The organism is Chryseobacterium taeanense (assembly GCF_900099685.1).
Classification (GTDB): domain Bacteria; phylum Bacteroidota; class Bacteroidia; order Flavobacteriales; family Weeksellaceae; genus Chryseobacterium; species Chryseobacterium taeanense.
Genome location: NZ_FNDW01000010.1, coordinates 141,765 through 160,732 on the forward strand (window position 1 = coordinate 141,765; position 18,968 = coordinate 160,732).

The 18,968-nt window shown below is 34.9% G+C and carries 15 protein-coding genes and 1 pseudogene; 6 read left to right on the plus strand and 10 right to left on the minus strand.

Features of this window, described 5'->3' with window-relative positions; translation table 11 throughout:
* Positions 1-54: 54 nt before the first annotated feature.
* From BLR30_RS13770 to BLR30_RS13790, 4 genes are all read left to right on the plus strand, one after another.
* Positions 55-558 carry a GbsR/MarR family transcriptional regulator gene (locus BLR30_RS13770; protein ID WP_089860010.1) on the plus strand — a complete coding sequence of 168 codons (504 nt, stop codon included), beginning with the start codon at positions 55-57 and terminating at the stop codon, positions 556-558.
* A gap of 79 nt (positions 559-637) precedes the next feature.
* Positions 638-1,009: a hypothetical protein gene (locus tag BLR30_RS13775; RefSeq protein WP_089860012.1), complete on the plus strand. Its 372-nt coding sequence runs from the start codon at positions 638-640 to the stop codon at positions 1,007-1,009.
* Positions 1,010-1,576: 567 nt separating this feature from the next.
* The gene (locus BLR30_RS13785) at positions 1,577-2,026 is read left to right on the plus strand and encodes an SRPBCC family protein (RefSeq protein ID WP_089860018.1); all 450 of its coding nucleotides are present in this window, start codon (positions 1,577-1,579) and stop codon (positions 2,024-2,026) included.
* Between the two features lie 95 nt (positions 2,027-2,121).
* Positions 2,122-3,018, plus strand: coding sequence for a TIGR01777 family oxidoreductase (locus BLR30_RS13790; RefSeq protein ID WP_089860021.1), 897 nt, complete (start codon positions 2,122-2,124; stop codon positions 3,016-3,018).
* A gap of 228 nt (positions 3,019-3,246) precedes the next feature.
* Here the strand turns inward: BLR30_RS13790 and BLR30_RS13800 are convergent, their stop codons facing one another.
* The 10 genes and pseudogenes from BLR30_RS13800 to BLR30_RS13845 all read right to left on the minus strand — a co-directional run bounded on the left by BLR30_RS13800 (position 3,247) and on the right by BLR30_RS13845 (position 16,503).
* On the minus strand, positions 3,247-3,603 hold the full coding sequence (locus BLR30_RS13800) for a hypothetical protein (RefSeq protein ID WP_089860025.1): 357 nt from the start codon (positions 3,601-3,603) through the stop codon (positions 3,247-3,249).
* Between the two features lie 6 nt (positions 3,604-3,609).
* Positions 3,610-4,479, minus strand: coding sequence for an RHS repeat domain-containing protein (locus tag BLR30_RS18045; protein WP_317041396.1), 870 nt, complete (start codon positions 4,477-4,479; stop codon positions 3,610-3,612).
* 365 nt (positions 4,480-4,844) lie between these two features.
* A complete protein-coding gene (locus BLR30_RS13810; protein ID WP_089860032.1) occupies positions 4,845-5,765 on the minus strand; it encodes an RHS repeat protein in 921 nt (306 codons plus the stop codon).
* A 136-nt stretch (positions 5,766-5,901) separates the two neighbouring features.
* On the minus strand, positions 5,902-6,342 hold the full coding sequence (locus tag BLR30_RS13815) for a hypothetical protein (protein WP_089860035.1): 441 nt from the start codon (positions 6,340-6,342) through the stop codon (positions 5,902-5,904).
* A 625-nt stretch (positions 6,343-6,967) separates the two neighbouring features.
* Positions 6,968-7,239, minus strand: a pseudogene (locus BLR30_RS17600) (RHS repeat domain-containing protein); the annotation flags it as partial.
* Positions 7,240-7,342: 103 nt separating this feature from the next.
* Positions 7,343-7,888 carry a hypothetical protein gene (locus tag BLR30_RS13825; protein ID WP_139164635.1) on the minus strand — a complete coding sequence of 182 codons (546 nt, stop codon included), beginning with the start codon at positions 7,886-7,888 and terminating at the stop codon, positions 7,343-7,345.
* A 13-nt stretch (positions 7,889-7,901) separates the two neighbouring features.
* Complete coding sequence (locus tag BLR30_RS13830; RefSeq protein WP_089860041.1) at positions 7,902-11,426, minus strand: DUF6443 domain-containing protein; 3,525 nt, start codon at positions 11,424-11,426, stop codon at positions 7,902-7,904.
* 5 nt (positions 11,427-11,431) lie between these two features.
* Complete coding sequence (locus tag BLR30_RS13835) at positions 11,432-14,482, minus strand: hypothetical protein (RefSeq protein ID WP_089860044.1); 3,051 nt, start codon at positions 14,480-14,482, stop codon at positions 11,432-11,434.
* Positions 14,483-14,527: 45 nt separating this feature from the next.
* A complete protein-coding gene (locus BLR30_RS13840) occupies positions 14,528-14,824 on the minus strand; it encodes a hypothetical protein (RefSeq protein ID WP_089860047.1) in 297 nt (98 codons plus the stop codon).
* Positions 14,824-16,503 carry a T9SS type A sorting domain-containing protein gene (locus BLR30_RS13845; RefSeq protein WP_089860051.1) on the minus strand — a complete coding sequence of 560 codons (1,680 nt, stop codon included), beginning with the start codon at positions 16,501-16,503 and terminating at the stop codon, positions 14,824-14,826. Before BLR30_RS13845 ends, BLR30_RS13840 begins: the two co-directional genes overlap by 1 nt.
* Positions 16,504-16,957: 454 nt before the next feature.
* Between BLR30_RS13845 and BLR30_RS13850 the strand changes: the two genes are divergently transcribed.
* Together BLR30_RS13850 and BLR30_RS13855 are read left to right on the plus strand one after the other, a co-directional pair.
* Positions 16,958-17,215, plus strand: coding sequence for a hypothetical protein (locus BLR30_RS13850; protein ID WP_089860054.1), 258 nt, complete (start codon positions 16,958-16,960; stop codon positions 17,213-17,215).
* A 24-nt stretch (positions 17,216-17,239) separates the two neighbouring features.
* Entirely contained in the window at positions 17,240-18,682 is a 1,443-nt protein-coding gene (locus tag BLR30_RS13855; RefSeq protein ID WP_089860058.1) for an alpha-L-fucosidase, read from the plus strand.
* Positions 18,683-18,968: the final 286 nt, after the last annotated feature.

Below are 18,968 nucleotides of genomic sequence, written 5' to 3' on the forward strand. Positions count from 1 at the left end.
ATTATTGAAAATTCAAAATATTTAATTATATTTGTTTAAGATTTAAACAGCAATATGAAACTTTCAGAAGCAAAAGAAAAATATATTCAGACTTGGGGCACATTTGCTACCAATTGGGGAATCAACCGTACGATGGCGCAGGTTCATGCTTTGCTTTTGGCAACCGGAAAACCGCTTTCTACTGATGAGGTGATGGAAGGACTGCAAATATCAAGAGGAAATGCAAACATGAATCTTCGTGCTTTAATGGACTGGGGAATTGTAAGAAAGGAATTTGTAAAAGGCGACCGCAAAGAATATTTTGTTGCTGAAAAAGACGTTTGGTTTTTGTTTAAACAGATTACTAAAGAGAGAAGAAAAAGAGAAATAGAACCGGTGATTTCATTTCTCGAAGAATTAAAAAATATTGAAGATAAGGATTCTGAGGAAGCTAAAGAATTTATCAAATTAATGGAAGACTTCAGTTCGGTGACCGGAAAAATAAATAACATTATGGATCTTGCCATAAAAAGCGACGATCACTGGCTGGTAGGTAAAATTACCAACTTGTTGAAATAGAAAGGATAATGATCCTTTTTTATTTCAGTTAAACTTTCAAAAATTACTGAAAATATAAAAATGTTAAAAACTTTATATTATGAAACTAAAAGTCTTAAAAGCAGAAGTGATATTCCAGTTAATGGTAAGCCTTATAGGTCTTTTGTATGTAACTGTCGATTATTCTCAAAAAAGCGCGGGGATGACATTTTTTATCGCGCTTTTTTATGTTGGTATTTCAAATTTATTGGGATTCTTATTAAGAGTTTCTCTTTTCGCAAGCAAATTCAATCGCTACTATTTTTTCGGTGTTATTTTATTTTTCGTCATATTATATTTAGTATCCATATTTACGATGGATTCTAGAATAGACATGGTGTTTTACTTTATGGGAATAGGAGGTGTACTTTTTAACATTTACTATCTGTTGTATGGTTTTTATCTTATTAAAGTGACGCAGAAAATAAAGTAGAAGGTCAGGATTTTAACTCATAAAAAGCGGTAAACAATCAATAATAAATAGAAAATATGTAAAATGAAAACACTAGTCTTTAAAATCTGGATGTATTTCACATTCAAATTACAGAATAAACGTACCAGAGGAGATTTTTTAAACCTTTAAAGATAATAGCCATGAAAACTTTACTGAAATATGATTTTCGCATTCAGCAGACAGTAATTCTTATTTTTATTATAACATTATTAATGCTTGCCATTACAAAAAATGAATCTCTAATTACGTTAGCGCAGATTGAATTTTTTCTTCTAGCGATTCTTCAATATACTTTAAACATAGCGAAATTTTACAATAAAAATTATGTGAGAACGCATTCCAGAATCATATATACATTTATTTCTACGTATGTAATTATCACTTTTTTGCTGTTTATTTTGTGCCTGAGTCTCAAGTATCCTATTCTCAACAACTTTCTTGAATGGATGCCTGTTTCCTGGCTCATAGCATCACCTGTTTTGATTATATTGTCTTTAAGTATTAGTTTTTCTGATCGGAAGAAGAAACAATTGAAAAACAATTAATATGGCAAAAATTCATTTACAAACAATAATCAACGCTAATATTCATAAGGTTTTTGATCTGGCAAGAGATATTGATCTTCATCAGAAATCAACTTCCAAAACTAATGAAAGAGCTGTTGCAGGAAGAATTTCGGGACTTATTGAAGAAGGGGAATCTGTGACATGGCAGGCAAAACATTTGGGTATTTATCAGACTTTAACCACAAAAATTATCACTATGGAAAAGCCATATCAATTTACTGATGTCATGCTGAAAGGTGCTTTTAAATCCATGAAACATCAGCATATTTTTAAACAAAAAGAAAATTATACGATGATGATTGATATTTTTGAATTCGAATCACCTCTTGGAATGATAGGCCGGATTTTCAATAGGTTGTTTCTTGAAAAGTATATGAAAAATCTTCTTATGGAAAGAAACAGATTAATTAAAGCAACCGCTGAAAATTAATTGAATAGCTAAAATCAGCTGAAATTTGTAAAGTTTCAACCTGAACAATCCTACAAACTATTAACCATCAACAGTTAACGATCAATCATAATATCATGAAAATAATCATCGCTGCCGGAACAGGCTTTCTCGGAAAAAACCTTGAAACATATTTTACTGATAAAGGACATAATATCTATGTTTTAACCCGAAATCCTCAACGTAAAAATGAATTGTATTGGGATGCAAAAACATTGGGCGAATGGAGCAAGGCGCTGGAAAATGCAGATATTTTAATCAACCTGGCAGGAAAATCGGTCGATTGCAGATATACTGACAAAAACAAACAGGAAATTTATGATTCAAGAATCAACAGTACAAAAATTCTTCAAAAGGCTGTCGATCAATGTATCAATAAACCCAAAGTTTGGCTGAATGCCAGTTCGGCAACAATCTATATTCATTCGGAAACTCATCTGAATACTGAGGAAAATGGAATTATTGGAGATGATTTTTCGATGAATATCTGTAAAAGCTGGGAAAAGGAATTTTTCAAAGAGAAAACAGAAAATGTCAGGAAAGTTGCTTTACGAACTTCTATCGTATTAGGAAATAATGACGGTGCCTTTCCAAAACTTAAAATGGTTACGAGATTAGGTCTTGGCGGAAAGCAGGGTAGAGGAAACCAGATGGTAAGCTGGATCCATATTGATGATTTCTGCAGGGCTGTTGAGTTTATTATTAATGATGAAAGTATGTCCGGTTCCGTGAATATAACTGCTCCGAATCCTTTATCCAATGAGCTTTTCATGAAGAAACTGAGATACAAGATGAAAACCCCATTTGGATTAAATGCTCCCGTCTGGCAGTTGGAATTTGCCTCTCTATTTTTAAAAACCGAAACTGAATTATTACTAAAAAGCCGCAATGTATATCCTGAAAAATTACTTGAGAATGGTTTTAGTTTTTCGTATCCTAATATTGAAAGGGTATTTCGTAATTTGGCATATTAGATTAAAAATAAGGAAATTCTGAAAAAATTTGAAGCAATATAAAATATGAGCGAAGAAGACAAAGCTCTCGTAACAAGATTTCTCGATCTTACCACAGGAATTTTAATGAAAGAAAAGGCTATCAGTAAGTTTTGCTTTACTATAAAACACAAGAATCTGTCTCACTTTTTAGTTGTGAGACGGGTTCTTATTTTTATCTGTGCAAAGTTTGTAAATTTGAGCAGCGGGCTACAATAATAATTCCAATCTTTTTGCAAGTATAAAATCTGAATCATTTTCTGATTTATCGTCAGTACTTTCATCTGGATCTAAGCTTAAATAGATTTGATTATCAAAATATATTAATTTATAAGCCTCTATATTATAAAAAATATAGTCGGAGTTATAATAAAAATTAAACTCAACAATATTATTAAATAGTAAACCTATTTTAGAAAATTTACTTTTTTTAGAAAAACCGCTTATTGTAATTTGTATTTGTGTTTCTCCATGTTCATCTTTATTAAATTTTATCTCTTCTATCGAAGTGCTTATTAATGAATCATCATTAATAAATATTTCTTTGGCTGTATTTGTTATATCCATAAACTTTTATCTACGTATTTTAAAATCTTTGAGTAATTCTCCTTTTTTTGGAGGTCTTCCTGGCTGTCTATCTCCTCTACCTGATGGATTATTAGGGTTTGGTTTGTAATCATGTATATGATCGTCTTGTTCGTTTTTCGGATATTTCGGACCATGTCCCTTATTATATTCCTTTTGAACATTTCCATCAGGTCCATATTTTTTAGAAGTTGTTTGAGACTCATTTGTTTCTACAGTATTTGGTTCCCCTTTATCTGGAAGTCTATTCTTTCTTCTTTTTCCATCTTCTGTTTTAGTTGCACTTTTTTCATCATTTCCTTCTTTGCTTTTATCAATCTTATCATCACCTTCACTCTTCATTACGTTATTATAAATATTTATAGCAGCAGAGGAGGCAGTGCTAAAAAGAGACACTGTAAGTTTAGAAGGCGTTGAAACTCTATCTTTTAAGTTTTCAATCCCTCTGCTGAACCAGGTAGGAATTATTCTTCCAACTGGATGCAGTCCCGTTGTAGTACTACCATATGCTGGTGGTGGTGGAGCAATAGGAACTGCTCCGGGACCGATAGGAATTGCTTCTAAACCTTCAAGTTCAACATGATTAGTTACTTTATTTTCAGAAAACGCATAAGGAGTTTGATAGTTATAATCTTCGGCGAGAATATCAATATTAAAGAATCGCCCTAGATCCGGCATATAATTTCTCCATTTAAAGCTATACCATCCGGTCTCATTCTGCAATTCTTGTCCTTGGTACTTATAGTGATAAGCAGAATTTCCAGCCAATACATTATATCCTTCATGCTTCAACCCAAAAGGATAATAATTGTTTTCCTCAAGAACTTCTATTCCACTGCCATTATTGAAATAACTCAACCTTGTATTTCCTAAATGATCTACATAATTGTAAATAAATTAATTTTTTTTAAAATTTATCAGAGGTTTTCCAAAAATTTTTGGCAGCCTTTTTTTTACGTTAGCCATGATTTCTCATTCCATAAAGTGCCAATCTTGCCTTAGCATTGCTCCAAAAGAAAAACAGATTATTAAAAAAATAATCAATAAACTATTTAAAATATAGTCCAATAATTTACTATTATATCTGTAAATCAAATAAAAATTAATTGCCAGTAACAGTATTATCAAAGGGGTAAATTCTAAAAAATAATCATACTGAAAATATAATAAAAGTGCTGTATAAATTATTGAAATAATTAAAATTACTTGTGGTATTCTTTTCATTATTGATTGGGTATTAATTCTCTTTTTACAATATCTCTAACTTTTGTGCTTAAATCATTATTTATACTTTTATGATCTGATGTAGGGGCAAGAACATTTACTATTTTAGTAGTCTTATTATCGCTTGTAGGTTCTATTTTCTCTCCTCCGTATATATTTTTTGTCTGGTAGTAATTAACTGCTTTCGATACGTTAGACGGTATCTTTGTATCAGAATAGCTATCCATTATATCTAAAGTCACCATTAAATCTACTTTTAAATTTTTATTTTCATTTACTGATTCTACCAGATTATCGCCTCCTAAACTATGCCCAACAGCAGCAACCACACCATCTGAATGCACATTATTAAAATTTGAGATAGTTGATTTGAGGTCATTTTTTGTATTTTCATTCTGTGATGAATCAAAAACAACAACTCGAGTATTAGAATTAGCTAAACCAACTAATCCTCCAATACCAGTAAGATCAAGGTTTCCTTTTCCTTTAAAATCAGGATTATTGCTACCTCCTACATTCTGAGATTGGGTATATCCTTTCTTCGTATCTCCCGACCATCCCTGTACAACAACAACTAAATTTTTATAGCCATCATTCTTTCTAAAATCTACAGCTTCTAATCCCTCCAGCTCTCTTGCATCAACAACACGATTTTCAGAAAAATTATAATGAGATTGGTAAGCATACTTTTCACTCAAAGGATCTACATTAAAAAACCTTCCCAGATCAGGCATATAATTTCTCCATTTAAAACTATACCAGCCTGTCTCTGTTTGTAATTCTTGCCCCTGGTACTTGTACTGATAAGCAGAATTCCCTGCCAATGCATTATACCCTTCATGCTTCAACCCAAACGGATAATAATTGTTTTCTTCAAGAACTTCAACGCTGCTGCCATTGTTGAAATAACTTACACGCACATTTTCTAAATGGTATACATAGTTGTAAATATACTTGTTGTTTTCAAAGGTTAGTAACCCACCGTATTGCGGTGGGTTCTTCTTTATTATTGTTCACGGATTATAATCCGCGTCATCGGGATCGAGTTTATTACATTTAACTTTCCGAAATTATTCCTACAAAAACCAAATATTCATTATCAACTTTTGATTTTACAAAAATTGTATCATAATTTTCTTTGATCGCTTCATATTCTTTATCGAAAAAGAATATTTTTTTTCCTTTTCTATAAATAGATAACTGTTTTACAGCTTCGTCTTCTTTAGAATATTTTCCACCTTTATCAAAATCATCTGTATATAAACCTTCTGAACCACAACCAATATATTCAGAAAGTTTTCCATTTCTATATTTTCTTATATTTTCAATAGTTAATTTTTTACCTTCATAATAAATATAGTTGGGACATAATGGATTTTTACTATAATATGCATTTATTACTGAAAAATCTCCCTTGTATTTATTACAGGATAATATACTAAATGCAATACTAATTAGTATTACTGGGCTTTTTAACTTCTTGTGTTCTTTGTACATTTGTTCTTGGTTGTATAATTACTTTTACATTAGAATATCCAAACATCGAATCTTTATCAGTTTGTTTTCTGATTCCTCCGATTACTCTTTTAGCTTCACTATCAGAAGTATTTTTCATAGAATTATTATTATTTACAATTCCAAAATAAGCTAAAGATCCAGAGTGTCTAATTTTGTTTTCTTCTTCATTTTTATATACTCCTCCTACATGAATCATTACACTTGAAGCAGATGTGGCATCCTGACCTTTATCATTTTTACGTGGTTCCGAATCTAAGATTTTACTTCCATCCTGTCTTAATTCAAAGGCAGCAGTGTCATTACTATGAGGATAAACATCGATAAATTCAGTATCATATTCGTTAGAGCCACTTGCTTTTGGTTCAAACGCAATATTGTCTAAAGTCATTGTATTTCCTTTATCCTGACTAACTACCCAAGAATCACGAGTGACCATAAACTCCATTTTGAAATTTGTATCTTCATCATACGTAACAACTGCTTTATACAAAGGAACACCTATAGTTAAATAATCGTTTTTTCCTTTTGTATAATTTCCTACTAACTTTTGTTGTGTCCATCCAACTATTTGATTTGTAATTGTAATGATTGGATCATAAGGTTCCATACCATCTGGATCTGTGAACCGAATAGGATTATTAAAAGCATAATTGTAAGTACTGTGACGATTCATCTTCTCCGCCAACGGATCCACGACACCCCACCGTCCAATATCCGGCATATAAAACCTTGCCCCATAATCAAATCATACATCCCTGTTTCTGTCTGCAGTTCTTTACCGCTATACTTATACTGACAAGCAGAATTTCCAGCCAATGCATTATACCCTTCATGCTTCAACCCAAAAGGATAATAATTGTTTTCCTCAAGAACTTCTACGCTGCTTCCATTATTGAAATAATTCAAATGTGCATATCAATTTTTTAATCTATTAAACCCACCGCAATTGCGATGGGTTCTTTTTAATCTCAGATTAGTTTTAATGAATAAATTTTGAACAATCTGGAGAAGGATTAGAGAATGTAATATCTTCGTATGAATCCGAAAACTTTAATTTTTTACTCATTAAAATTGATTTCATGCATCCTGAAATGGGAATCGGTGATAAAAAAGTTACTTCATCTTTTTTATCTAAAACAATATGCCAATTTTCAAAATCGTAATTAACTATTGTTTTCTTTTGATTGAAATTTTCATATGCAACTTTTTTAAACATTTTCTCTATGCTTTTACATTCATTATTAGGTAATATGAGTTTATAACCTTCAAATATATAAACATTATTATATTGAATACCTTCCATAAATTCAGGCTTAAAAAAAGCTACATCAATTGAATATTCACTCTTTTCTTTTGTTTGGTCATGAAAAGTTACTGCTAATATTTCATTCTTTTTATCAACTTTTCTTTTTTTAGAAATATATTCTATATATCCTTTAATAATATTATGTAAATCTTGTTTCTTTATAGCACTTTTGTTAAATGTAAAAAAGAAAATAAGAATGATTAAAAGTATTTTTCTCATAAATTTTACTGATTTATTTTTTCTTTCCTGTATATACTGCTTGGTTGTAATCATATCTTACATATCCACCATTTGCCCCATTATTTTTAAGCCATGTATTATAAACGTACTTAGATATTGCATTATTTCGTTTTGAACGGCCTTTATCACCAGCATCTTTATATGCTATTCCAAATGTCGGATTTCCTTTGTTCCAATTTCCTTCACTAAATCCAGATGGATTATATTCAAATCCTGGATGCGAATGAACAGCTTCAGAATAAACAGCATCTTTTGTTATATGCATACTACCAGAGCCCATACTCAAATTATGATTTGTTAAAACATCTGCAGCACTTGCGTGACTTTTCTCATCATAATTTGTACTTATTATATTTGTAGAATATCCGTCAGAAAAATCAAATTTATCTTGTCCAAATTCCATTTTAGTGTTGTCTGCAATAAATTCGAAAATTTGTGTAGCTATATTATAATCATTTACTTGGAAATAACCAAAATCAGGCCCAGCTCCAGCAATAGAAATTTTTTCGTTCTTCAATTCTCCTATTTGTGAGTCCCCTGTTGGATTATCTTCTGTTACGTTAGTGCGAGCAATTTTGATAGACTTAGATTCATTTTCATTGGTAACCGTATCATAACTATTATTATCTTTTGTTCGCTCTATTTTACCATCATTGAATATCTTAATTTTATCTTCATTCTGCATTCCGTCTGGATCAACAAAACGTATTGGATTATTATAAGCGTATGTGTATGGACTCCAACGTCTCGAAGTTTCCGCCAGCGGATCCACAACACCCCATCTCCCAATATCCGGCATATAGAATCTCGCGCCATAATCATACATTCCCGTCTCGGTCTGGAGCTCCTTTCCGTTGTACTTGTACTGATACGAAGGATTTCCAGATAACACATTATACCCCCCATGCTTCAACCCAAACGGATAATAATTGTTTTCCTCGAGAACTTCTATTCCAGTGCCATTATTGAAATAACTCAACCTTGTATTTCCTAAATGGTCAGTATAATTGTAAATATACTTATTATTTTCAAAATTATAGTAGCCTTCAGCTGTAGGTACAAATGATAATGTTAAAACAGCCGAACCTTTTCTTCCGATAGCTTTACTTTCATACTGAAAACTGTCAAGATATTCTGTAAGTTTTGTCGAGAGTTCGTTAATTGTTCCTAATGGATTAGGGGGAGCATAATTGTAAGTCTTTCTTAATTTGGTTCCGTCTGCACGGTAAAGATAGATTGTATTTTCCCTAACAATTCCCGAACGGAGTGCAAGACCTTGTTTAAATTTCATATAATCCGGCAGATTCAAAAAATTATAATCAATCTGAAGAATTCCCTTATCCTCTTGAGAAGTCATATTTCCATTATCATCATAGCCGATCTCTACTCCCGAGGTTTCGGGATATCCTCTGTAATCGGTTGAAGAATCAGTCACCGTTCTGAGTCTGTTGCTGCTGTTGTTATTAAAATAAGCATACGTCAGATTATCAATTAATCCTGCTGTGGTATTGCCTTCCAAGGAAGCCGTCCTTTTCAGATTGGTGATATTTCCATTAAGGTCATAGGCTATTTTTTCAAAGTATTCGTTAGCAGAAGGATGGTCATCTCTTTGATAAAATCCTGCGGACAGTCGGTTCAGTCTGTCATAAACATAGCCGTATCTCCTCAGATAATCTCCCGAAGTGGTATTCGTACGCCAGTCTACTTCAGCGATATTACCGTTGTATTTTGGTAATACTTTTAAATTGGTGTCAAAAGGATCGGGTGTTTGCTCTCCTTCCACCTGATTATATTTTATTTCATACCCGAACAGTTTACCATTAAGATTAGCAGGGTCATTAATCTTAGTCATCCACCCTCTGATATTATAGCTGTAGCTGATATCCTGAAGCGGTGTGGAAGAAGATACTCCCCCGACTTTCTTCCCGGAAAGCTGGGAAAGCTCATTATAAGTGTTCTGGGCTAAATATTCCACAGGATTGCTGTCCACCTGATGGGTATGGGTCAGCAATCTGTTCTGGGGATCATAGGTAAAGTTCTCGGTAATCACCCTATCAGTATCGGTATCCAGTCGTTTGTGGCGGGTGATGCTCTGCTGAACCACGCCTGCAAAATCAAGCCTGGATTCCACTTTTGTTCTTCCGCCCAAATGGTTGATCGAGTAACTTCCGATCGTTCTTCCTTTTTTGTCGTAGTAGGTATAGTTCTTCGTCCAGTTATCATCCTCGATGTTTTTAACCAAACTCATTACCGGGAGGCTTTTGGTACTTAAACCGTTGGCATCAGGAGTGTCTGTTAGAACATCTGCTCCCTGAATGACCGTAGGAAAAGCAGGGTTGAAGCTGTAAGCAGGATAAGTATCGTAATAATTAACAGTCAAAATACTGAAATTTGACTCATTTGGATAAGCTCCGCTTTTGGTGTAATATACATCTATTCCATTATTACTCCAGCTCGAAGTAGCTCTTGATTCATTGGCCGAGCCAAAGCTTTCAACGGCCTCCACAAATTGAATTCTACTTGAGCCACTAAAGCATATGCCCGTATAAACAGGTCTCGAAAACTGATCGTATTTCGTGAAAAGCCACTGGTCATTCGCTCTTAAATTAGCATCCTGTGTCATCACCAATCGGTCCTGCTTATCATACACCATATACTCCCAGCCTTTGCCGGGAAGTTTTTTTTCGACCAACCGGTTTCTGCCGTCATAGCGGTATTGATAGTAAAGATTTTCCATGGTAGAACTTTCAACAGTTGGAGCTGATGCTAACGGTGGAATGACAAACGCCAGTTGATTGTATTCATTATATACATAATAGGTGTCGGCTTTTTCCGTCGCACTGAGCATTTTTCTGACTAACAATACCTGTCCCTCTCCGTTTTTAAATTCTATCGTTGTATTCCCGTCCTCGTCAATAACCGTATTCTTGTACAGCTGATTGGGTAAAAAATATTGCAGAAGCTGCACAGAAGTCTGCGTTCTGCCATCAACCCAAGTGGTAGAGGTTTCATACTTTCTAACATAATCCTCCTGAATATTGACATCATAACCAAACTGTACAGGTTTTGTATCCCACGCAGTACCTACCTGTTTTTGTTGAAGGATTCTATCTAACGGAGAGTTTTCCAGGATTTTCTCTGAAAAGATTTTCTCCGAACCGTAAAGGTTAGGCTGGATAGCATTACTCAATGGTGAGGTATAAATGGCTCCGTTTTGTGTTCCCTGTTGTGGCACGGGAAGATAGTCTTTCACCTGTCTTCCGAAGCCGTCGTATTCGATATGGGTCACCATATCTTTGCCTTGTGGTGAGGCTTTGATATTCACTACCTGCTTGGGTCTGCCCAAGCCGTCAAAATATTGAACGGTTTCTGAGGTTTTCGTAGGCTGTCCGGTAACTGCATCGTAATCAAGGTAGGTTTTACTGTAAATATAGTTCTCTGTGCTACTGGATTGGTTCTGCGCATTCGACAGTCCGGACAAAAGCAAAGCGCCTATGGGGATTAATATTTTTTTCATCGGTATTAGTTTTTGTAATTGTACTTGAATTCTTTTAATAATTTACCCGTCTGATTCTGCTCTCTGATTTCCTTTAACCTGTTGGCTGTATCATATAAATAAACTTCCCTGATTCCTGAGGGAGGCGTAATGCTTCTTACCCCGATAAGAGGATCATAGGTATAAGTGGTAATCTGATACCCTGTCATACTGCTGTCCTTCCTGAAATTGTCCAATGCGGTTAAGATTGCTGTCTCGTCATTGTTCGGAACTGCTGAAGCATCCGTATCCGAAGCGGAAATAATGGCCGTTGCCAAATTACTTACCTGCGCATATGTGGCTCCTACAACTTTGGCGATAGGCTGGGTGTTATTATACCCCCAGATAATGGCCGTTGGGATACCGTCTTTCGTGGTGTACTGCTGTAAATTGCCTTTGCTGTCGTATTTATCGTACGTAACTTCTGTTTTTGAAGAAGAAGGGTTTTGAAGATCATACGATAAAACAGAAGTTGGAAGTACTAGATTTCCGGTCTGAGATGTTGGTAATGACGTTGGGTAAATGGTTTCGGTCTTACTCAAGGTTTTGGTCGTTCCTCCAATCGTCTGGGTAGTCGTCGTTTCCAAGGGAATCCCAACCATGTTTTTATCAATCATTACCTGGTTACCTTTTTCGTGGGCGTAACTGTAAGTTGTATTCTGAACAGTTCCTTCAGTACTTACTCTTTTAGTTTCGATAATATTGATGGCAGGACTAAAAGATAGATCTGGAGTGAATGTATTTGTTACCTTCGAAACTAAAGTTGAATTTCCTACATAATCAGTTTGTTCAACTTCGTAATTTTGAATATCTGCGGATTCTCCGAAGAAGATTTCGGGAGAAATAGAGTAAACAAATTGTTGAGGCCCGTTACTTGGATTTATTAATAAATTTTTTTGGATTTCTAAATTCGCTCCAAAAAAGGCAACTTCGGGAGCAAGACCGGAAGTGTTGAAACCGAAATTATTATTTTTTCTTGTATCAAAATTATATTTATTGCTTATTTTCTGCAGGAGATTGTTATTATTATCAAAAACCTTTTTACTTAATAATAACCCATTTTTCCAATTGTCATAAATGTCCGGAAGGTCACTCTGAATATATGAGTAATCGTTTTCAGATGCATTTGAGAATTCATATTCTATCCTTCCCTTTCCAATTTGGGTTTCTATCACATGGGTATATCCCGCAATATTGTCTGATCCGAAAAAGTTTTTTACGTTTCCGTTATTGCTTACCTGATAGTAAAAATAAGGCACAATAGGAGGATTATAAATGGTAGAATTTTGAGCCAGAAAATCTAAGTTGGAAACAATTCTTTTTAAATACTGAACAGAACTCTTTAATACCCCAGAACCGATGAAAGTATTTGTTAATACATCCTTTTTTTTATATTGATAGTCTATTTTTTTTATTAAATTATTATTTTCATCTCTATCTTCAACAGATGCAATACGAACTCCCCCGACATTTGTATCTTCAATTGACGTATGCTTTTCAGTGTAAGTGTAACCAAGTCCAAAAGCACAATTACAATCCCCTATTCTGGTAAGTTTTAGTGTAATAGGCATTGCCGGAATTTTAGGAATTGTCTTAGTTATATTGAAAGATGATGATATCGGCGAATCCGGACTATTATAGGTTGCGGTACCTGTACACGACGTTTGCGTAATGACTTCGTGATCCTGCGGAATATTATTGAGACAATTATTTCCAAAAGTTAATTTAAATTTTAAGTCCGGCAAATCATATATGGGATCAGAAGCCGGGGGTAAATTAACGGTCGTCTGCATATATCCCAACGGTGAAATACTAGGGTTGTTCTCATATATAAGAAGATCCTCTCCCATATCCAGTACAGTTTCTTTTATTGCCTGAATAGAGTTGTTCTCATAATTAAATAGTTTCTTACCTCCTGTAGGATATTTTATGGATTTCAAAGCTCCTATTTTAGCATACATATTAGAATTTTTATCTCTACCAAAAGGATAATTATATGTTTTAGTAGCGTCTATATTTATCAGAATATTTTCTGACATAGCGTTCCCTGTTGACAAATCATTACTTTTTATAGAATTGGGTAAATTCCGAATGTTGGTATCGTTGACTAAAGAATTAATATATCCCCAGTGATCATCTGCTGAGCTTCCTCTAATAGGAAAAGGGTAGGATTCATCGTATTCAAATTCGTAAGAATTAGTTTGCAGAATATTTTGTATACTGTTAAGTTTTAAACGGTATTTTTCAGGTACTTCGGATGCATAATCCGAGATGAAATAAGAATAATTGAATTGGTATTTTTCTATATTTTTCCCGGCGGCGTTTTTAACATTAATTTCTCTTAATGCAATTCCGTTGGTAATGTCTTTTCTATAAGCAGAATTACCAATCATGTATCCCGCATCATCATTATATATAAAATTTATTTCACCGCCCGGAAATATAATTTTCGTAATAAGCTTATCGATGTGGGTGGTATTATAGATTTCCTTTTTGTAAGGTGGTACCTCAACTTGTGGTGTAGCACCGGTTGTTGATGTCTGAATATATGTTTTGAAGTAATCTGTTTCTGAAATATTCTGCTCAGTATAGCTGTAATTCTTATTATATTGAAAGTTAACTTCCTTTCCATTTACACTCACTATTTTTACAACGTAGTAACTCTCAATGCCTGATGAAGGTAATGAATTGGGAGAATTGGTAATGGTACCTGCAAAATTTTTGAAATAATACTTCATTCCTTTTTCATCCGTTATGAGAAAGTTCTGAGTGTCCAATTTTTCAATTTTATTCCTGTCATTAGGAATGGGAATTCCCTTATTATCTGTAAGGATAAAAGAACCGCTAAAATCAGCTAGTGAATATTTATAAATATCAGGTTTACTATCAATTCTACCATCCAATATTCCTTGGATCAGCTCATTATTTTGTAATGTGCTTTCAGGAGTATATCCCGTATAATTGCTTATATTTAATGTGCTTATATTTTGTAATTCACTGAAGTTTTTAAAATAAACAGGAAAGTTTTCATCTTCCAAACCTTTTACACTTTTAAAAATATTTCCCGGAATATTAAGGCTCCATCACAATCCTACCGTGCTTGCCTGTTCATTTAGTTTTATACCTCCAGTGTTATATGAGATACTTATTGGAATATTTAAACCCCCAAGTCCTATAGAGTATATCGGTATTGAAATATTTGCTTTACCTCTATATAAATCCATGGGGATATCACTGACCTTACTTAACTGGTAAGCATTTGCTGATACAGGAGGTAAAATATCTGTATTTTTTTGCTGTGTGTCTATATTTTGTCCAAAAATAGCATTGCTTCCAAAAATAGTTGCTACTAAGACTTCAATTAATCTTATTTTTTTCATTATTTCTTAATCAATTTAGCACTCGCTGTTTTATTATCAATTGTTTTCACGCTTACCAGGTACGCTCCCTGGACCAAAGCCTGCGTATTAATCTTGGTCACTTTATTTTTCGTTTTCACGCTCTGCAACTGCCTTCCGCCCATATCATACACCGTAATCTCCGCTTCAGACTTCCCATCTCCCAACATCCCGCTTTCCACATACGCATAATCACTCACCGGATTCGGATAAATCTTAATATCCTGCTTCTCGACCAGTTGGTCAATCTGCTTATCGCCAAGCTTCACAATCTTCCAGTTCTCTTTTCCTAATTCTTCAGCACTCGTTCCGGCCAATACAATCGAACCGTCCTTGTTCAGCTTAATATCCGAAAGTCTTTCCTCTTTTTTCTTTGATTCTCCCTTCACATACTTTCTCCACTGCTCATTTCCGTTTTGATCAAGGTAAAGCATCCAGAACGTCTCATCATCCGTTTCTATTCGTCCTTCTGCCTGCGTGTATCCTCCGAGCAGAATGCCTTTAGACTTCCCGCTTCCATCTTCCTGCTTCCCGGTAATGATACTCATCCCCATCAGCACATCCCTGTTCTTGAAATTGTAGGATTTCTGCCAGATCTCTTCGCCTCTTTCATCGAGGGAGATCAACCAAAGATCTGTTCCTTCTTCAATCCCTACCGTTTTGTTGCCTGATCTTTCCGATCTTGATTCTCCACCGATTAAATAGCCTGTAGAAGTCAACGCCAGCGTCCTCAAATGATCGTCCCCTTTTCCTCCGAAGTTCTTTTCCCATTCTACTTTTCCGTCTTTATTCAGCTTGATGATCCAGTAATCACCCTCGCCAAAATTGTCGGTCGTTTTTGGTTGACAGTTGATGGTTTTACCACTTCCGGCTTCCAGCTTCGTGCTTCCAGTTTTTACCTCAGAACTTCTCGAATACACGCCCAACAAAGCTCCGCCATCTTTCGTCGGAATCATCTTTTCCACCTCATCCAAGCCTTTTCCACCCAACACCAGTTGTGATAATTCCTTTCCGTTTTTATCCAGCCGTATTATCAAAACATCTTTCGACCCGAAACCTCTCGTTGCTTTCCCTTCGACTCCGTTCAGGGAACGCGGATCCGTTGATTGGCTCGTTGCCTGAGCGGAGCCGAAGGCAACATTCCCCGCCACAAAAAATCCCATATCCGTCGTCTGGATTACCGCTCTGGCTTCCTCATCCGAAGTGCCACCAATGGTTTTCTGCCACAATTCACCCCCGAATTCATTGATTCTAATAAGCCAGATATCAGACCCTCCTTTAGAATCCTCTTTTTTATCCAAACCTTTTCCACTGAAACTCGTTCCTGCTAATAAAAACCCACCTTCCTGGGTATTCACAGTAGCCGAAAGAAAATCATGATTTTTCCCCGAGAAATATTTTTCCCAGACTTCTTCTCCCTGCTGATTTAATTTAACCAAATGAAAATCGTAGCCATTGTTCCGCTTTTCCTGAGATTGCCCCGGTCCCTGAGCCTGTCGAAGGGTACTACCGGTTATCAAATATTGCTGGTCGATGGTTGTCGTGATCTGGCTTAAAAAATCCTGCGTGGAAGATTTAATATCTTTCTGCCAGACTACTTCCTGGGCCTGAATGGCCAGAACAGAGCATAAGAACAATGCTCCTGAGTAGATTCTGTTCATACTGAGTGTTTAAATTATTAAGATATGGTTTGTGTGATGACGTTATTTTTTAAGAAAATAAAGACTTGTTTTCCTTAAAAAAAATGAAGCAATTACAAGAAATTGCATGGATAAAAATGGTTGTTATCATGGTGTTTGTTTATTAATTTTTTAAGTTTTCGGATTCAGATATAAACCTCTTGTGCAAAACTAATTCTCTTAAGCGACAAATCATGTCGTGTTATTTGGGTAGACGCAGTTTTTGCTTCTAAGATTGGATCATATTCTTTCAATCCGGAGCGAAATTATAAAAAAATAACATACCATCATCATAGATTAAAAAGAATTTATACGGACGAAACAACGTCACAAAAAAACTATAATGAATAAAATTTAAAGCTTAATATCAACAGGTTATTTTTATTCTTGCTTATGTGATTTTTAACAAAAATTAATCTCCTGCAAAGCCAGTTAAATGAAAATCAGACCAACGAAAAAATTACAAAAATTATCAAAAGATGATCTGAATTTTCCGACAATCCTTCGGGAGTTCTTCGGAAGTTCTTCGGAAAAAGTACCGTTTTTCCGAAGCCGACCCGAAGCCGACCCGAAGGTGATCCGAAGAAGACCCGAAGAAAGTACCCTGGAAACCCGTCAAATCCCGTCAAAATGCGTCAAATCTCGTCACAGTTTTCATAAAACATCAATTGCTTGCGGATTTATTAAAGGATGATTAAATTAGCAAAAACTAAACTTAATGCTCATCAGATCCAAAACTAAAACCGTATTGCTCGCTTCTTTACTTATTTCATCTTCTTTTTTTTCACAGGCTCACAATGTTTCCGAAGGGTATCAAAAACCAACAGATCCTCTGGTGGTAAAGAATCTTGAAAATTGGCAGGATCTGAAATTCGGACTGTTTATGCATTGGGGAACCTACAGTCAATGGGGAATTGTAGAAAGCTGGAGTCTTTGTCCGGAAGATGAATCATGGACGCAAAGAAAACCTGAGCATGGAAAATCATACTACGAATATGTGAAGAATTATGAAAATCTTCAGACGACATTTAATCCGGTTCAGTTTAATCCTCAAAAATGGGCAGATGCCGTAAAAAAGGCAGGAATGAAATACGTGGTTTTTACGACAAAGCATCACGATGGCTTTGCGATGTTCGATACACAACAGTCTGATTATAAAATTACTTCTTCAAAAACACCTTTTTCCAAAAATCCGAAAGCGGATGTCACAAAGGAAATTTTTAATACGTTCAGAAAAGAGGGCTTCAAAATTGGAGCATATTTTTCAAAACCCGACTGGCATTCTGATGATTACTGGTGGTCATATTTTCCGCCCAAAGACCGGAATGTAAATTATGATCCAAAAAAATATCCTGAAAGGTGGAACAGTTTTAAAAACTTTACTTTTAATCAGTTAAATGAACTTACCTCCAATTATGGCAAAGTTGATATTCTTTGGTTAGACGGCGGATGGGTACGCCCATTTCGCACCATTGATCCGAATGTTGAATGGCAGAGAACCATCAAAGTTGAACAGGATATTGATATGGATAAGATCGGAGCAATGGCTCGGAAAAATCAACCGGGAATCATCATTGTAGACCGTACCGTTCCAGGAAAATGGGAGAATTATGTTACGCCCGAACAGGCTGTTCCGGAAAAAGCCCTTTCAATTCCATGGGAAAGCTGTATCACGATGGGCGATTCATTTTCATATGTTCCGAATGATAATTATAAATCGTCTCAGAAAATCATTGAAACATTGGTGAAAATCATTTCAAGAGGTGGAAACTATTTAATGAACATTGCTCCCGGCCCCAACGGAGATTACGATCCGGTGGTTTATGAAAGATTGAAGGAAATTTCTGTGTGGATGAATAGCAATCAGTCGGCGGTTTTTGCGACAAGAACTGTGGCACCTTATCACGATGGGAATTTTTATTACACCCAAAGCAAAGACGGAAAAACAGTGAATATTTTTCATTTAGACGAGAAAACGAATTATGAAGTTCCATCAACACTACATTTTACAATTCCTGACAACTTTAAACCCAAATCATTGAAAGTTTTAGGATTAAAAAATAAAATTAATTGGAAACAATCAGGAAACATCATTAAAGTTGATTTACCGGTAGAAAGAAATCAATTGAAATATTCAACCGTAATCCAGATAAGTGAATAAGGTTTTTAAACCGACTTAGGAAATCGGAGCGTTAAGAAAATTAAAACTTAATCCGTTAAGAAATTCCCATTGTTTGAAGCGCGACACCAACATTAAACCGAAGAACCAATATTGAATTCGCGCAAGTTTTGGGAATTTTAGGATTAAATTTTAATTTTTAGCGAAGAGTTCCAAGTCTTGAACTTTTGTTTCTCGTATGTTTGCGTAAGAAAGATTTACGTTTTACATAGGATAACAAAAAGCTAAGAGACAGAAGAAATATTTTGTGTCAGGTAGTTAATTTGAT

Coding starts and splice junctions, on each gene's coding strand:
- BLR30_RS13855 (WP_089860058.1), top strand. CDS start 17,240: ATGCTCATCAGATCCAAAACTAAAACCGTATTGCTCGCTTCTTTACTT.
- BLR30_RS13775 (WP_089860012.1), top strand. CDS start 638: ATGAAACTAAAAGTCTTAAAAGCAGAAGTGATATTCCAGTTAATGGTA.
- BLR30_RS13845 (WP_089860051.1), bottom strand. CDS start 16,503: ATGAACAGAATCTACTCAGGAGCATTGTTCTTATGCTCTGTTCTGGCC.
- BLR30_RS13815 (WP_089860035.1), bottom strand. CDS start 6,342: ATGTACAAAGAACACAAGAAGTTAAAAAGCCCAGTAATACTAATTAGT.
- BLR30_RS13830 (WP_089860041.1), bottom strand. CDS start 11,426: ATGAAAAAAATATTAATCCCCATAGGCGCTTTGCTTTTGTCCGGACTG.
- BLR30_RS13800 (WP_089860025.1), bottom strand. CDS start 3,603: ATGGATATAACAAATACAGCCAAAGAAATATTTATTAATGATGATTCA.
- BLR30_RS13785 (WP_089860018.1), top strand. CDS start 1,577: ATGGCAAAAATTCATTTACAAACAATAATCAACGCTAATATTCATAAG.
- BLR30_RS13790 (WP_089860021.1), top strand. CDS start 2,122: ATGAAAATAATCATCGCTGCCGGAACAGGCTTTCTCGGAAAAAACCTT.
- BLR30_RS13770 (WP_089860010.1), top strand. CDS start 55: ATGAAACTTTCAGAAGCAAAAGAAAAATATATTCAGACTTGGGGCACA.
- BLR30_RS13840 (WP_089860047.1), bottom strand. CDS start 14,824: ATGAAAAAAATAAGATTAATTGAAGTCTTAGTAGCAACTATTTTTGGA.
- BLR30_RS13850 (WP_089860054.1), top strand. CDS start 16,958: ATGAAAATCAGACCAACGAAAAAATTACAAAAATTATCAAAAGATGAT.
- BLR30_RS13825 (WP_139164635.1), bottom strand. CDS start 7,888: ATGAGAAAAATACTTTTAATCATTCTTATTTTCTTTTTTACATTTAAC.